This window comes from Prochlorococcus marinus XMU1412 (assembly GCF_017696315.1).
GTDB lineage: Bacteria > Cyanobacteriota > Cyanobacteriia > PCC-6307 > Cyanobiaceae > Prochlorococcus_A > Prochlorococcus_A marinus_AF.
This window is the reverse complement of record NZ_JAAORJ010000001.1, coordinates 96620-111460: the sequence shown is the minus strand read 5'-3', so window position 1 is coordinate 111460 and position 14841 is coordinate 96620. Positions and strand designations below refer to the sequence as shown.

Genomic DNA, 14841 nt, shown 5'->3' with positions numbered 1-14841 from the left:
ATGTCAAATCCACTAATAAGAGCATCAGATCATTATGTATTGTTAGAGCCAGATTCAAAAGAAAAAATTGTATCAAAGCAAGAAGCAATTTTATGGTTAAAGAATTGGCTTAGTAAGACAGAAACACAAACAATATATCAAAATATAGAAGATCCTGATCAGGAATTTTTTGAAGAATTATTGGAAAGCACTTATGAATTAGAAATAAAATTAGGATACGTTATCAAATGGTTTGCAGTAAGAATTGAACCAGATTAACTAATTATTTCTTTATGAATTGCATTAATTATTTTCATAGCAACTTCTTCAATATTTTCTTTTTTTACTTGAATTCTTAGATCAGCTTGAGAATACAAATTTTCTCTAGATTGAAAAATGTTCATATACAGATCATTTAGATTCTTTCCCTGAAGAAGTGGCCTATTTTTAATCTCATTTTTCAATCTTTCAATTGCTATATCTTTGTCGAGATCTATCCAAGCAATTATTCCCTGTCTTAAGATTCCCCAGTTTTCCGATTTGGTAACTATTCCTCCCCCAGTTGAGATTACTAATGAAGGAATTTTGATAGTTTCTTTAAGGCAGTTTGCTTCTAATTCACGGAAATTATCTTCTCCTTCATCATTAAAAATTTGATTGATAGATTTTTTTGCCAACTTCTCTATTAATGAATCTAAATCAATGTATTTATACTTCAATAATTCAGCCAGCTTCAAACCAGTTTGTGACTTGCCAGAACCCATCATTCCTATTAAAAATATGCTTCTGCCCTTAATCGTATGAACTGTTTTTTCGATAATGGATTGTTCCATAAAGACAAAAGCGTATTTAAAACCTTAAGATAGTATTATCGCAGACAGGTATGACTTCTACACAATCCAAACCATTACATGGAAAAGGACGTGAATGCGTCATAACTCGACGTGCCTGCTTTAGTTCTAGTCACCGTTATTGGCTTCCTGAAAAAAGCCCAGAAGAAAATTTATCTCTTTTTGGAAAGTGCAGTATTGCACCAGGACATGGTCATAATTATGAACTTATTGTTTCAATGGGTGGAGAACTAGACTCTGATGGAATGGTACTTAATCTTTCTGATGTAAAACACTCCATTAAAGATAAGGTTACTGGACAACTAGATTTTCGTTTTTTAAATGATGTCTGGCCTGAATTTAATGTTGATAATCAAGAGGGTATACTTCCCACAACTGAAGCATTAGTAAAGGTCATTTGGCATCGTCTGAAGGATGATTTACCTCTTACAAGTCTAAGACTTTATGAAAACCCAAATTTATGGGCAGATTATTTTGGAAAAAACATGGAAGCATTTTTAACAGTACAAACTCATTTTGCAGCAGCTCATAGACTTGCAAAAGAAGAGATATCCTTTGATGAAAATAAAAAAATCTATGGAAAATGTGCCAGAGTTAATGGACATGGTCATAACTATCTTGTCGATATAACTGTAAAAGGAGACATTGATAAAAGAACAGGAATGGTTTGCGACTTATCTGCCCTCCAAGAGATAATTAACGATTTAGTTGTTGAACAATTAGATCATACTTTTCTTAATAAAGACATAGAATTTTTCCATAATTGTGTTCCAACTGCTGAAAATATAGCTTTATATATTTCTGATATTCTTAAAAAACCAATACATCAACTTGGTGCAACATTACACAAAATAAGACTCCAAGAGAGTCCAAATAATGCTGCAGAAATTTATGTTGATCAAAAGTTAACCAATTCATTGAAGTTGCAATTTGAAAATAGTTTAGTAACGCAAACTTGAGTATCCCAAGAGTAATAATTGTTATAGCATCAAGTCTTGATGGGAGAATTGCATTTCCTCGAGGTGGAGAATCACATCTTGGAAGTAATGAAGATAAAAAAATATTAAATCAAAACTTATCAATGGTTGACGCCACCATTTTTGGTTTAGGTACTTTAATAGCTCATCAATCAACTTACCTAGTTAAAAATCTAAATGATAATAACGAAGTAAATATATCAAAAAGCCAACCAATTTCTATAGTTGCTTCAAATAGCAAAAAATTTAACGGTAATTGGAAATACTTTCGTCAACCAATTAGAAGATGGCTAATAAGCTCAAGTAAAGTTGATAATTCGTCGAATAATGCATTCGAGAAAGAACTCTTTTTCGAAGATTCATGGGAAAAAACTTTAATTTCACTCAAAAAACAAGGGATAAATGATTTAGCTCTTTTAGGAGGTGCAAAACTCATAAATTCATTTATAAAAGAGGATCTAATAACAGATATAAAAATTACAATAATTCCACGAATTATTGGAGGTAGATATACATGGATCCCTCCAGAAAAAACAAATGCGATTTTTAATCTCGAAAGACTATGGGAAATAAAATCAATTAAAAATTTAATGAATAATGAAATCCATATTCATTACAAAAAAATTTAAAATAGATTCAATAATAAATGAACCAACCAATACATAAAGTTGAAGTCAAATTATCAATTAAGGAAATCTCCAAGGAGATATGGAATGAATTAGCAAATGAAATTAATAATCCATTTTATGAATGGACTTGGCTTAAAAACCTTGAGATATCAAAAAGTGTTTCAAGAGAAACTGGTTGGCAGCCACTATATTTTGTTGCTGTTAAAAATGAAGAGATATTAGGAATTGCCCCACTTTTTTTAAAAAATCATAGCTATGGAGAATTCATTTTTGACCAATCATTTGCAAGATTGGCTCAAGAGCTGAATTTAAATTATTACCCTAAATTAATTGGAATGAGTCCTTATAGTCCTGTAAATGGATATCAATTTCTTTATAAAAAAAATAAAGACAAGAACGAAATTACAAATTTACTTATAAACCACATTGAAAGCTTTGCGATTACAAACAAAATTCTAAGTTGTAATTTTTTATATATTAATGAAAGCTGGGGCAACCATCTTAAATCTTTGGGATACCATGAATGGATAAATTCCAGCAGTGAATGGAGAAGTAATGGAGAAAAAACATTTAATGATTTTCTTTCTAGATTTAACTCTAATCAGAGAAAAAATATAAAAAAAGAGAGGAAATCAATTACTAAACAACATATTAAAGTAGAAATTTTTAATGAAGATAATATCAACCAAGAAATCCTAAAAAAAATGCATAATTTTTATGAACAGCATTGCTCGAGGTGGGGAGTTTGGGGAAGTAAATATCTAACATCTACATTTTTCGAAACACTGGTTGATAATAAAAAAAATCTTTTACTTTTTAGTGCATCAAAACATGATTCAAATGAAATTTTTGCCATGTCGATGTGCGTTAAAAATCAAAACAACTTATGGGGTAGATATTGGGGTAGTCAAGAAGAAATATCTAATTTACATTTTGAATTATGCTATTACCAGCCAATTGAATGGGCAATAAAAAATAGTATCCATTTGTTTGATCCTGGAGCGGGTGGTAAACATAAAAGACGGAGGGGTTTTTTTGCAAAAAGCACAATTAGCTTGCATAAGTGGTTTGACAAAAATATGGAAAATATAATTAGTCCTTGGCTAAATGAAGTTAACAAACAAACCGAGATGGAGATTGATTTTGAAAATAAATCTATACCCTTTAAATAAAAAATTATTCGGCTTTACCAAAGATTATATTAGTAATATAGTTAGAAATTAAATTCCCAAAATGGATTCAAGTCAAAGTTTAGATGAAAAAAAAAAGATTGATAATAATCTATCCAACCGATATATAGACTTAGATCCAAACGGTTATTTCATTATAAAGGTAGATTTAGAAGAAAATAAAATAATTTTAGAGCACTTTCTAAATAATATTAATGATGACGGATATGCGCTTGACCCAGAAACAAATGAGCCAATCAAATGCGACTCTCAAAATAAAAGAGTTTGTAATGAAGTTTTTGAAGGAATTAGTGCGAAACAACTTGGAATATTGATCACTGAAGAAAGAAATGACTTAATAACAAGATTCGATCATGCTCTATATTTAGGCCGGGAACTACAAAAAGCAGAAGAATGTTTATACAAAAAATTACCATATATCCAAGATTAAGAAATTAAACGAAAAAATCTAATCTTTTCATCTGATGTTAAATTAAATAAAAATAAAAAAATTAATGAACATCATTTTCTATTTTGCATTTATTGGTTTTGGTTTGGGAGCTGCTTTCGCATTAGATAAGCTATTAAGAGCAGTTAAATTAATATAAAACTAAAAAATTTTAATAGTCTCTCCATATAAATCATATTCATCAGCAAAAGAAATATTTGCTTCAACAAATTTCCCAATATAATTTTTCAAATCAATTTTCTCCTTAACAGATAAAATTACAGTACCGTCAATTTCAGGCGCGAAATTGTAGGACCGACCAATTAATTCGTTATTATCAGATATTTGTTCTACCAAAATCTTCATTTTTGAACCAACATATGTCTGATTTTTTCCTTTAGAGATATTTTGTTGAACTGAAATAACATTATCTTTTCTTGCCTCTGCAACCTCTGGAGATACTTTATTTGGCAGATGAAAAGCTGCAGTTCCTTCCTCAGGAGAAAAAATAAAAACTCCAACATGATCAAATTTGTGCCTATCCAAAAATTCGAGAAGATGTTCAAAATGTTCTTTTTTTTCTCCTGGGAAACCAACAATAAGACTAGTTCTTAATACAGCAGATGGAATTTCTTCTCTAATTTTCTCCAAAATTGATTCATTCAAAGACGCTTGCCAAGGTCTATTCATACTCTTCAACACATCTGGATGACTATGCTGAAGTGGCAAATCAAAGTAAGGAACTATATTCTTTGAATCTTTGAAAGCTCTAATAACTTCATCAGTTAAACCTGTTGGATAAGCATAATGTATCCTTATCCAAGGAATTGGAACTTTAGAAAGCTCATTCAAAAGTTTGGCTAATGATGGTTTTCCATAAATATCTTGACCATAATTAGTTGTTATTTGACTAATTAATATGATTTCTTGAATACCCTTTTTTGCAAGACTTTTGGCTTCTGAAACAATAGATTCTATCGTTCTACTTCTTTGAGGACCTCTCAACTTAGGAATAATACAAAAAGCGCAATTATAGTTGCAGCCTTCAGCAATGCGAAGATAAGCAACAAATTTATTTTTATCTACAAAACGAGGCATTTCCTCATCTGCAATAAATTCCGGTATTTTTGAAACTTCATTAACGATTTCCCCTTTTTCTACTCTGTCTAAGACCTTGGCTATCTTTTGATAATCTCCGGTTCCAACCAAACCTTTTATTTCAGGTATTTCTTTTATAAGCTCATCTTTAAAATGCTGAGCCATACAGCCTGCAACTATTACTTCCTTTCCTTGGTTTGTATATTCTAGAATTTTTCTAATAGATTCTTCTCTAGCTGTTTCAATAAAACTGCAAGTATTTACAACAACAACATTTGCATCATTTATATTGCTGTCAACTTGATAACCCTCTTTATCTAATAAGCCCTGCATATGTTCAGTATCAACAAGATTTTTCTCACAACCAACATGACTGAATGCAATCTTAGATAGTTTTTTTTCTTTTACATTGAGACTATTTTGTTTCACAAGTTGAAAAATAAGAATTAAAAGATTAAAACAGCATTTCGTATATAACTCTCATGCCAAGATAATATTAGGATAGATAATGTAAATAACAAACTTTCTTTTTATATGGCCCTTAAGACTTTAAACAGAAGAAATAAAAAAGATTTAAAATGGCCAAAAATCATAATCGCAATACTTAGCACAATAGGCATAGTTGATACAGGTTCGATTACTTTAAAAAACTGGGGATTATTTACTTCGCTTTCATGCCCAGGTATACAAAATGGTTGTGAAACAGTTTTAAATAGTCCTTGGGGTACTTTATTTGAAAATAATCAAGTTAATATACCTCTCTCATTAGCTGGATTCATAACATATTTATCAATATTAGTTATCACAGTAATACTCTCGCTTAATTTATTTTCCCCGAAAGAAAAACTAAATAAGTTTTTATGGTGGTTAGTATTTCTAATTTCTTGTGCGTCATCAACATTTAGCTTTTTATTGATAAATATAATGTTTTTTAAGATTCAGGCATATTGCTTTTTTTGTATACTTTCAGCAATTTTATCGTTTTCTATCTTTATTATTTCTATGATTGGAGCAAAGTTCGAAAGTAGAGAACCTATGATTTTTAGAGGTTTCATTGTAGCCATTAGTGTCCTGCTGGGGGGCCTAATTTGGTCAACAAACGTTGACCCCTCTAATGCTATTGATGTTGCAAACCCCACTGAAAATGTATCGCCAATTATTACCACTTCAAGCTCTCCCCAGAAGGTAAAGTTTGCAAAATTTTTAAGTGAAAACAATATCGTTATGTATAGTGCATACTGGTGTCCGCATTGCCACGATCAGAAACAATTATTTGGTCAGGAAGCAGTTAAAGAATTAAGAGTAATTGAATGTGCTAAAGATGGAAAAGAAAATGAGTATGAGCTCTGCCAAACGAAAGGAATCAGTGGATTTCCCTCATGGGAAATAAATGGAGAAATTATTAGTGGTACGCGTGAGTTAAATGAACTAGCAACAAAAACAGACTATCAGGGAGATCTTAATTTTTAATAAATCTTTTTTGAATTTTTTGATCTAACTGTTGTCTAGTATGGCATTCCCAATTTTTATCTTTATCAGGGAAATCATCTCTATAATGTCCTCCTCTACTTTCTTCTCTAAATAGACAAGCTTTTAATAAAGTTATGGTGGTTATTTGTCTATTCTTTAAATCAAGTAAAAGATTTAATGCTCTTCTATTGCGTTCACTAAGTTTTATTTTTTGATCAAATTTTATTTTTTCAAGACTATTTAGTAAATCATTTTTATTTAATTTATTTATGTCATTTTGAATGTAATTTAAAAATTTACTCATATTTACCTTATTTCTAGATACACCTAAATTTAACCAACATAATTTTCTTAGTTCATCAATTTTTTCGGCAATTATAGAAATTTGATCTTCTTTAGGATCTTCAATATCTAACTTTTGAAATGATCTATCAAATTTTTCAAATTTAGAAAGGTCATTCAAAACAATTGAAGACATTTTTCTTGCGAAAACAAGACACTCCATCAGTGAATTACTTGCAAGTCTATTAGCACCATGCACACCTGTAGAAGCCACTTCTCCAACAGCATATAATCCTTTTCTTGTTGAACATGCATTTAGATCAGTTTTAATACCTCCCATCCAATAATGAGCTGCAGGAGCTACGGGAATAACCTCATTTAAAGGGTTAACGCCATAATCCTGACATCGACTTAAGATCGTAGGGAAGCGCTCTACAATTTTTTCTGGGTCAATATACCGCAGGTCTAAGCCAACATGATCTACATTATTATCATGCATATTTTTCATAATTGCTCTACTTACCTGATCTCTAGTAGCTAGATCACGATTTTCAAGATTTTTAACTGGACTTTCACCATTTTTATCAATTAAAATCGCTCCTTCCCCTCTAAGTGCCTCAGATATTAAGAAGCAAGGTGCACCATAAAATTTTAAAGCTGTTGGATGAAATTGCACGAACTCTAAATCTTCGATAGCAGCTCCTGCTTTCCATGCAAGAGCAATCCCTTCACCAGAGGATTGAGCAGGATTAGTTGTATTTGTAAATAAGTGCCCACCCCCACCTGTAGCCAAAACAACAGCTCTAGATTTAATCCAGTATAAATTTGCTCCATCAAGAACCTGAACTCCTCTACATTCTTGATGTTCAATGAGAAGTTCAGTTACTCTTACACCCCTGCAGTGAAGAATATTTTTTTGATTCTCAATATGATCTTCTAGAACTTCTACTAATGCTCTTCCAGTACGATCTTTAACATGTAAGACTCTTCTTCGTGAATGGGCTGCTTCCAAGGTAGTAGCTAGTTGATCAGAACTTTGATCAAAAATCATCCCTAAATTCTGCAACCTTTCTACACAGCCTGGGGCATCTTTAACAAGCATTTCTACAGCTTGAACATCACATAGTCCATCACCTGCTTTTAAAGTATCCTCAGCATGAAGATCAAATGAATCATCTTGTCTAACAACAGATGCAATTCCTCCTTGAGCCCATCTACTGGAAGATACCTTACTAGTATTTCTATTTAAAAGAAGCACTTTTAAATTTGAGGGCAATTCAAGACAAGTCATAAGGCCAGCAGCTCCAGCGCCTATAACGATTACATCCCAATTATTTATTGGTATCGGTTCTTGCGAAAATGGAGGCCTTAACATTAAACCAAGCCACTAAAAGTTGGTTGTAGAATTGCTAAAACGATAAAAATACCATCAACAATTAATGTCGTTTGAATTACGTAACCAGAAACTAAGAGTGCTTTACCACTAGTAGTATTAATTGTGCCAGAATCTAAAATTTCTTTTGAAATAAACCAAAGTATAAGAGCAACAAAAATGATAATGGATAATGATTTTATTTGAATAAGACTCTCTGAAGTTTTTTGAAGAATCATGGGTGCATTTTCAGAATCTGCTGTAATTACCTGCCTCCATTGGTCCATGATTCCGATTAAAAATATTGTAATGTCGGTAACTGCGGTTCCAAATAAAGAAGAGATATAAAAACTTGAACCTATTTTCCAATTAGTACCAAATCCAATTAAAGCTAATGGGAGAACTACAGCTTCAACAGGTATGTGTAGGATAGGAAATGGGCTTAACCATCCCCAGAACAAACATCCACCAAGCCAACTACCTGATATACCAAGTAATAATGAACTGACAATAAACCACTTATTTGATCCTTTCTGATTCAAAACAATTGCCACTAAGACAATCACAAAAGTAAAACAAAGAGCACTTATTGGTTCTAATCTAACCCAAGGTGCTTGAACAAAAATAGGTAAAATTACAAAAAAAGAAGACCACAATCTTAAAGATATAGGATTTGATAAAAAACTATTTTCATATGAATCAACTGTCTTATGGGATTCATAGTTGAATTTATCTTTTACTTCTAAATTTTTTGTAATTAATTCTTTCAATGAAAAAGGTTATTTTGATTAATCTAAATCGTGTTTTAGAAAACTGCGAATGCCATATTTTAATAAATAAAAGGCCCATAATTTCACACCTATCTTTAGTTTTTTAAAAGTATTTAATACACTTTGAGTCATATATAAGTTTAGAATAAATATAAATAAGAGTATTTGGCCTTAAATTGTGTGGCAAGAAATTAATTACACGGAAGATCCCATTGATCTTTTAGTTCCTAATATTACTTATAAAATAAACCCTGCAGAAATTGAAAGTATTGAAGCTAATTCTATTGCTGAAGAAATAGGATTTGAATCAGGTGATTCAATTATTAGTATTAATGGGAAAAAACCAAGAGATTTAATTGATTATCAGATTCTGATTAGTGAAGAAATTTTAGACATATCAGTTTTAGATAAAAATCATGAGATTCACAATATAAACATTGAAAAAGATCAAGACGTCAATTTAGGTATAAATTTTAAAGATGCATTATTTGATTCAATCAAGCAATGCAATAATCGATGTCCATTTTGTTTTATTGATCAACAGCCAAGTGGTAAAAGAAAAAGCCTATATATAAAAGATGATGATTATAGATTAAGTTTCCTATATGGCTCTTATTTAACTCTCACGAATTTAAAAAAAGAAGACTGGGAAAGGATTGCTATGCAAAAACTATCCCCACTTTTTATTTCAGTTCATGCTACTGATCCCGCCACAAGAGAAAAATTATTAAAAAATAAAAAAGCAGGAATGATACTTGATCAAATTTCTTGGTTTGAAAAAAACTCTATTCAAATACATGCTCAAATTGTTGTGTGTCCAGATATAAATGATGGGGATATTCTTGAGAAATCAATTTTGCAACTTGCTGAATTCTACAAAAAAACCTCTCAAACAGTACTGTCAGTGGCAATAGTTCCTGTAGGACTTACAAAATTTAGACCTGAAAATGATGGATTGAAATCAATCAGCCCTGAATACGCAAAAAAAACTATTAAACAAGTAGAGAGAATTCAAACCTCTCTACAAATTACTCTTGGGACTCGTTTTTGTTGGCTAGCAGACGAATGGTATTTAATTGCTGGTACAAATTTACCTAGTTACAAAAGCTACGAAAATATGCCACAAGAATCTAATGGAGTTGGAACTATTAGAAACTTTCTAGAAGCATTAAGAGAGAAGACTCAAGACCTGCCCCAAAAAGTAAAAAAGCCAAAAAAAGTTAGTTGGATTGTTGGTAAATTAGTTTATGAAGCCCTAATTCCTACGGTTAAGAAATTAAACTTAATTAATGGATTAACAATTAATTTATATGGTTTGCCAAGTATTTATTGGGGTCAAGATCAAGTTGTTACAGGTCTTCTTACTGGAGAAGATCTAATTTACGGGCTTAAAAATAAGGATTTAGGAGAAGCTGTTTATATACCATCTATTATGTTAAAAATTAATACTGATTTATTTTTAGATGATAAAAATATTCAAGAAGTTGAGAATCAAATAAATACTAAAATTCACGTTCTTGATGATTCAAATGATATTATTAATACTTTGATTGGTTAATCGAATATTTTCGAAACTATAAAACATGCTTAGAAGAGTAATAAATCCTTTCTTATTATTTCCGCTTACTCTAAGTATGAATACCTTGAATGTTCTATCGAGCGAAATAAAAAATTACATTGATAATGTTTTAGAAGAAAAATCAAATATTACTTTTGTTGATTATCAAGAAATAGAAAAACTTATATTAAATAATAATGAATTAAAATCATTACAAAACCAAGTAGCCTCTGCAAGCTTTAATCTTTCCAGTCAAATTGCCCAAAGATACCCATCCTTAGATTTTCAAGCCAATGGGTTACCAAAATATGTCGTAAGTAAAAAGTACAGTAGCAATTCATCTACTTTAAAAACATCACAATTTACGGCTAACCCCTCCTTGAATATAAAATGGGATGTAATTGCCCCGCTAAAAGGATTTGAAATTAAAATTGCCAAAACAAATTACAAAATTGCAGAAAATAATTACGAAATTAAGAAAAAAGATTTAATTCAAGAAGCAAGAATCAGATATCACAAATACAAAAAGTCATCTCAAGATATTCAAAATAAAAAATTCACACTTGATTTATCAATTACAAGTTTAGAAAATGCTAAAGCGAAGCTAGATGCTGGAATTGGTACAAAATTTGAAGTTCTTGAAGCAGAAGCTCAATTATCTCGAGATCAACAATTACTTAATGAAAAGAAAATAGAACATGAAATTAATAAAATTTCTCTTAAAGAGATTCTTAATATTAAGGGCGATTTCCAAACTAATAAAGAACAAAATCTTATAGGGTTTTGGAATCATAAATTGAATAAGAATATTAATGAGGGTTTGGATAAAAATCTTTCCTTAAAAAACCTGATTCTTCAAAAATCAATCAAAAAGAACCAAGCAGAGAGCTTTTTAGCTCAAAATAAGCCAAATATCTATATTAGTAATTCATTATCTAGTACATTTTCAAAGGGGGACTCTCTTACAACTAATATCGACTCTGCAAAATCTGGATCTAATTATACAAATACCATAAGTCTAAATTTTGCATGGAGTATTTTTGATGGCGGACAAAATAAGAACTCCTACAAATCAAAAATAGCAGATGCAGAATCCGAAAAATTTGCTTATGAAAATCTAAAAAATGTTTTAACCACAAGTATTAGTAAAGCTTATTTAAATCTTAAATTAAATGAAGAAAAAATAATCTCTTCTCTTAAAGAAATTGACTCTAGTAAAGAATCTGTAAGACTTTCTAGACTTAGATATGATGTGGGAATATCAACTTTAAAAGATGTTCTTATTAGGCAAAGTGAATTAAGTAATGCGAAATCAAAAAATATTAATGCAATATATAATTACAATCTGAATGTTGATGAATTAGAAAGATTAACTTTCCTTGATAAAAGTAAAAATTGTTTGGGTAGTAATAATACTAAAATTAGAGATACAGAGTCTATTTGCAATTTATAAATATGAATCCACTAAATTTAACCAATAAGCAACTACGTGAATTAGATTCTTTATTTGAATTGGTTAGTCAACGACAAACAAAAGATTTTGGAAATATTAGCGCCAGCAATAAAGCAGATGGATCATTATTAACAAGTTGTGATTTATGGAGTGACAAAACAATCGTAGATGGCTTAGCTTCAATAGCTCCAGGTGAAGGCGTCCTTAGTGAAGAAGGGCAAAAATTAATTCCAAATTCAAAAGCTTACTGGGTGGTCGATCCACTCGATGGGACAACAAATTTTGCTGCCGGTATTCCTTACTGGTCTATATCTGTGGCAAGGTTCGTTGATGGTAAACCACAATCTTCTTTTTTAATAATTCCTACATTGAAAAAAAAGTTTGTATCAATTAAAGGTAAAGGGGTTTGGTTGAATAACAAGAAAATAGATCCTAGCCAAAATAATCTTCAAAGTGAATGCATTTCTTTATGTAGTAGATCAATAAAAATTTTACAAAAAAAACCAAACTCAGTATTTCCTGGCAAAATCAGACTCCTAGGTGTATCGAGTTTAAATCTTACGAGTGTAGCGATGGGACAAACTTTCGGTGCAATAGAATCAACCCCAAAGATATGGGATATTGCAGCCGCCTGGCTACTCTTAGAAGAACTCAATTGTTCTTTAGAGTGGTTAGAAAAAGATCCTTTAAATTTAGTTTCAGGAGAAGACTTGAGCGATGTTAATTTTCCATTAATTGCTTGTAGATCTATAGAAAAATTTGAAATTTTAAAGCCATGGGGCAATTTATTATTAGAAAAATAGTTGCATCATAAATAAAAAATTGCTTGAAAAATTTCTTAATCAGATACAATAAAAATTAAGTAAATAAATAAAATATTTGAAGAAAATTAATATGCAGAGAAGTTCAACATGGATACTGAAAAGTTTATGGGGAGCTTGTGAGCGATGGAGCAAATCTGATTGTGTTGATTTAAGCGCTGCATTTGCATACTACACACTTCAATCATTTTTTCCCATCCTTCTAATTTCTCTTTCAATAGCTTCATGGTTCCTAGGGAAACAAGAAGGATTAGATCAACAAATAATTGCCATTGCTGCTCAGCTTTTACCTCCTTCAGTAGTTGAGTTAGTAGAGACAACTTTATTTAATTTGATAGATCAAGGTTTTGGAGCAGGTATTCTTGGGGCTATGTTTCTGCTTTTTACCGCAGGAAATGCATATCTATCTCTTCAAAGAGGTTCGGATAGGCTTTGGGAGGACGAAATTCCTTCTAAAAAAGTTAATGCTGCTTGGAGAGTGCAAGCTTCGAAGTTTCTCCGAAATAGAGTTGAAGCCTTTTTAATAGTATTCTTTATTGGTTTTCTAATGGTACTAGATCAAATTAGTGCAAATCTTAGGATGATACCAAGTAACGTTTTAGAAAATCTTTCAAAATCTAATAATCTTATTTCAGATTTATTATTAAAGTTGCCGCTATTACAGGTTGGTCAGTTTGCAATACCACTAATTGGCTTTTCTTTAATGGCTCTTTTATTACAAGCACTTTTACCTAGTAGAAAAGTTCCATTGAAACCACTTTTACCCGGATCTTTTCTTATTGGAATTGGCCTAACCACTTTGAACCTAGCAGTAAGTAAAAGTATTCTCTCACTTGGAGTAAGATTTCAAGCATATGGTTTTATTGGAGGTTTTCTTGTACTTACTTTGTGGGTATGGCTATTAGGAGTAATTTTATATTTTGGACAATGTTGGAGCGTAGTAATTGCTAGTATGACCTTAGTAAATAAAAAAAGAAATTATAGATAAGGATAACTAAGGTGAATTATTTTCTAAAAGCTAATAAAAATCTTCTTACCTACTCATTAATCATACTCATTGTTATTCCAATTTTTGGATTTAACTTTTTCATTAGCTTTGTTGGAAATATCCTACTTCTTTTATTTTTAATTCCTCTTCTATTATTAGTTTTAGTGTTTATGGGTTTTAACTCTTACAAATCTAAAATTAATACATGCAACAATTGTGGGGCAATATCATTAGGTTTAAGTGAAACCTGCATGAATTGCGGTGCAGATTTAGAGAATATAAGTAAGAAAAATCAATTAAATAAAAAGCCTAGTGAAAGTACCATTGAAGTGGAAGCAGAAGAAATTAAGTAGAATACTAGCCTATTCCAATTTGTCGAAGAATACTTTGTCCAGTAATTAATTCAGTACCAAGCCCAATCAAAATACCCATCATTGCCATACGGCCATTCCAAGTTTCTGCGAAATTTACGAACCCAAATCTTGGTTGATTGTCATTATTCATAATTAACTAGGTTATCTATCAAGCTATTTTAACGTTTTAAGGAAGAATTTATGATAAAAAATTAATTATTTATTTAACATGTCTTACACCATCAACAGGTCGATACTCATCTCCAGTTAACTCCTCGAATACAATAGCTGGCAATCCTGTATCAAACATTGTTTGCAATGCCTCTTTTAACATAGGATTCCAACCTCCTGTACTAACTTTTCCATGTCTTACTGTCCAATCCCAAGTCCCTTGAAGATCTCTGGGTAGTCTACCTTCTCTATCTCTTCGAGCGACTAAGTCTAAAGATTCAACTATACCAACAATTACTGGATTTTTACCGTAAGAAGGAGTAAGACTTAGTTCAAGTCTCACTGGATCTTCTTTAACCATTCTTAAACGAAACCTTGGTGGTAACTTGAGTGATCTTATTACTGCTGAGACAATTTTTGTTCTTAATTCCAATTTTTTTCCTTAGATATAG

General features: G+C 31.0%; 18 protein-coding genes. 12 read left to right on the top strand and 6 right to left on the bottom strand.

Going from position 1 to position 14841, the window contains the following annotated elements:
• A complete protein-coding gene (locus HA152_RS00585) occupies positions 1 to 258 on the top strand; it encodes a chlororespiratory reduction protein 7 (RefSeq protein WP_011375677.1) in 258 nt (85 codons plus the stop codon).
• On the opposite strand, the gene HA152_RS00580 is transcribed toward HA152_RS00585, so the two are convergent.
• On the bottom strand, positions 255 to 812 hold the full coding sequence (locus tag HA152_RS00580) for a shikimate kinase (RefSeq protein WP_209132476.1): 558 nt from the start codon (positions 810 to 812) through the stop codon (positions 255 to 257). The two genes, HA152_RS00585 and HA152_RS00580, sit on opposite strands and share 4 nt — an antisense overlap.
• A 50-nt stretch (positions 813 to 862) precedes the next feature.
• Between HA152_RS00580 and HA152_RS00575 the strand changes: the two genes are divergently transcribed.
• From HA152_RS00575 to petL, 5 genes are all read left to right on the top strand, one after another.
• Positions 863 to 1789 (top strand): 6-pyruvoyl trahydropterin synthase family protein, encoded by a 927-nt coding sequence (locus HA152_RS00575; protein WP_079336683.1) that lies wholly within the window; start codon positions 863 to 865, stop codon positions 1787 to 1789.
• Positions 1786 to 2436, top strand: coding sequence for a dihydrofolate reductase family protein (locus HA152_RS00570; RefSeq protein ID WP_209132475.1), 651 nt, complete (start codon positions 1786 to 1788; stop codon positions 2434 to 2436). Before HA152_RS00575 ends, HA152_RS00570 begins: the two co-directional genes overlap by 4 nt.
• 17 nt (positions 2437 to 2453) lie before the next feature.
• Positions 2454 to 3608, top strand: a complete 1155-nt coding sequence (locus tag HA152_RS00565) for a GNAT family N-acetyltransferase (protein WP_209132474.1) — start codon at positions 2454 to 2456, stop codon at positions 3606 to 3608.
• A gap of 61 nt (positions 3609 to 3669) precedes the next feature.
• On the top strand, positions 3670 to 4056 hold the full coding sequence (locus HA152_RS00560; protein ID WP_209132473.1) for a DUF4346 domain-containing protein: 387 nt from the start codon (positions 3670 to 3672) through the stop codon (positions 4054 to 4056).
• Positions 4057 to 4120: 64 nt separating this feature from the next.
• A complete protein-coding gene (petL, locus tag HA152_RS00555; RefSeq protein ID WP_209132472.1) occupies positions 4121 to 4213 on the top strand; it encodes a cytochrome b6-f complex subunit PetL in 93 nt (30 codons plus the stop codon).
• Positions 4214 to 4215: 2 nt separating this feature from the next.
• On the opposite strand, the gene rimO is transcribed toward petL, so the two are convergent.
• Entirely contained in the window at positions 4216 to 5580 is a 1365-nt protein-coding gene (gene rimO, locus HA152_RS00550; RefSeq protein ID WP_209132471.1) for a 30S ribosomal protein S12 methylthiotransferase RimO, read from the bottom strand.
• Between the two features lie 105 nt (positions 5581 to 5685).
• Between rimO and HA152_RS00545 the strand changes: the two genes are divergently transcribed.
• A complete protein-coding gene (locus HA152_RS00545) occupies positions 5686 to 6621 on the top strand; it encodes a vitamin K epoxide reductase family protein (RefSeq protein WP_209132468.1) in 936 nt (311 codons plus the stop codon).
• On the opposite strand, the gene nadB is transcribed toward HA152_RS00545, so the two are convergent.
• Complete coding sequence (gene nadB, locus HA152_RS00540) at positions 6611 to 8278, bottom strand: L-aspartate oxidase (protein ID WP_209132467.1); 1668 nt, start codon at positions 8276 to 8278, stop codon at positions 6611 to 6613. The two genes, HA152_RS00545 and nadB, sit on opposite strands and share 11 nt — an antisense overlap.
• Positions 8278 to 9045, bottom strand: coding sequence for a DUF3120 domain-containing protein (locus HA152_RS00535; RefSeq protein WP_209132465.1), 768 nt, complete (start codon positions 9043 to 9045; stop codon positions 8278 to 8280). The genes nadB and HA152_RS00535 overlap by 1 nt, the downstream gene beginning before the upstream one ends.
• A gap of 178 nt (positions 9046 to 9223) precedes the next feature.
• Here HA152_RS00535 and HA152_RS00530 point away from each other — a divergent pair, with 178 nt between their 5' ends.
• From HA152_RS00530 to HA152_RS00510, 5 genes are all read left to right on the top strand, one after another.
• Positions 9224 to 10603 carry a TIGR03279 family radical SAM protein gene (locus HA152_RS00530; protein ID WP_209132462.1) on the top strand — a complete coding sequence of 460 codons (1380 nt, stop codon included), beginning with the start codon at positions 9224 to 9226 and terminating at the stop codon, positions 10601 to 10603.
• A gap of 25 nt (positions 10604 to 10628) precedes the next feature.
• A complete protein-coding gene (locus tag HA152_RS00525) occupies positions 10629 to 12056 on the top strand; it encodes a TolC family protein (RefSeq protein ID WP_209132459.1) in 1428 nt (475 codons plus the stop codon).
• A 2-nt stretch (positions 12057 to 12058) separates the two neighbouring features.
• Positions 12059 to 12859, top strand: a complete 801-nt coding sequence (locus HA152_RS00520; RefSeq protein WP_209132457.1) for an inositol monophosphatase family protein — start codon at positions 12059 to 12061, stop codon at positions 12857 to 12859.
• Positions 12860 to 12950: 91 nt separating this feature from the next.
• Positions 12951 to 13865, top strand: a complete 915-nt coding sequence (locus HA152_RS00515) for a YihY/virulence factor BrkB family protein (RefSeq protein WP_209132455.1) — start codon at positions 12951 to 12953, stop codon at positions 13863 to 13865.
• Between the two features lie 11 nt (positions 13866 to 13876).
• Complete coding sequence (locus HA152_RS00510) at positions 13877 to 14218, top strand: hypothetical protein (RefSeq protein WP_209132453.1); 342 nt, start codon at positions 13877 to 13879, stop codon at positions 14216 to 14218.
• Between the two features lie 4 nt (positions 14219 to 14222).
• Here HA152_RS00510 and HA152_RS00505 read toward each other — a convergent pair whose 3' ends face one another.
• Positions 14223 to 14369: a high light inducible protein gene (locus HA152_RS00505; RefSeq protein WP_012006908.1), complete on the bottom strand. Its 147-nt coding sequence runs from the start codon at positions 14367 to 14369 to the stop codon at positions 14223 to 14225.
• 69 nt (positions 14370 to 14438) lie between these two features.
• Entirely contained in the window at positions 14439 to 14822 is a 384-nt protein-coding gene (locus HA152_RS00500) for a hypothetical protein (RefSeq protein WP_209132451.1), read from the bottom strand.
• Positions 14823 to 14841: the final 19 nt, after the last annotated feature.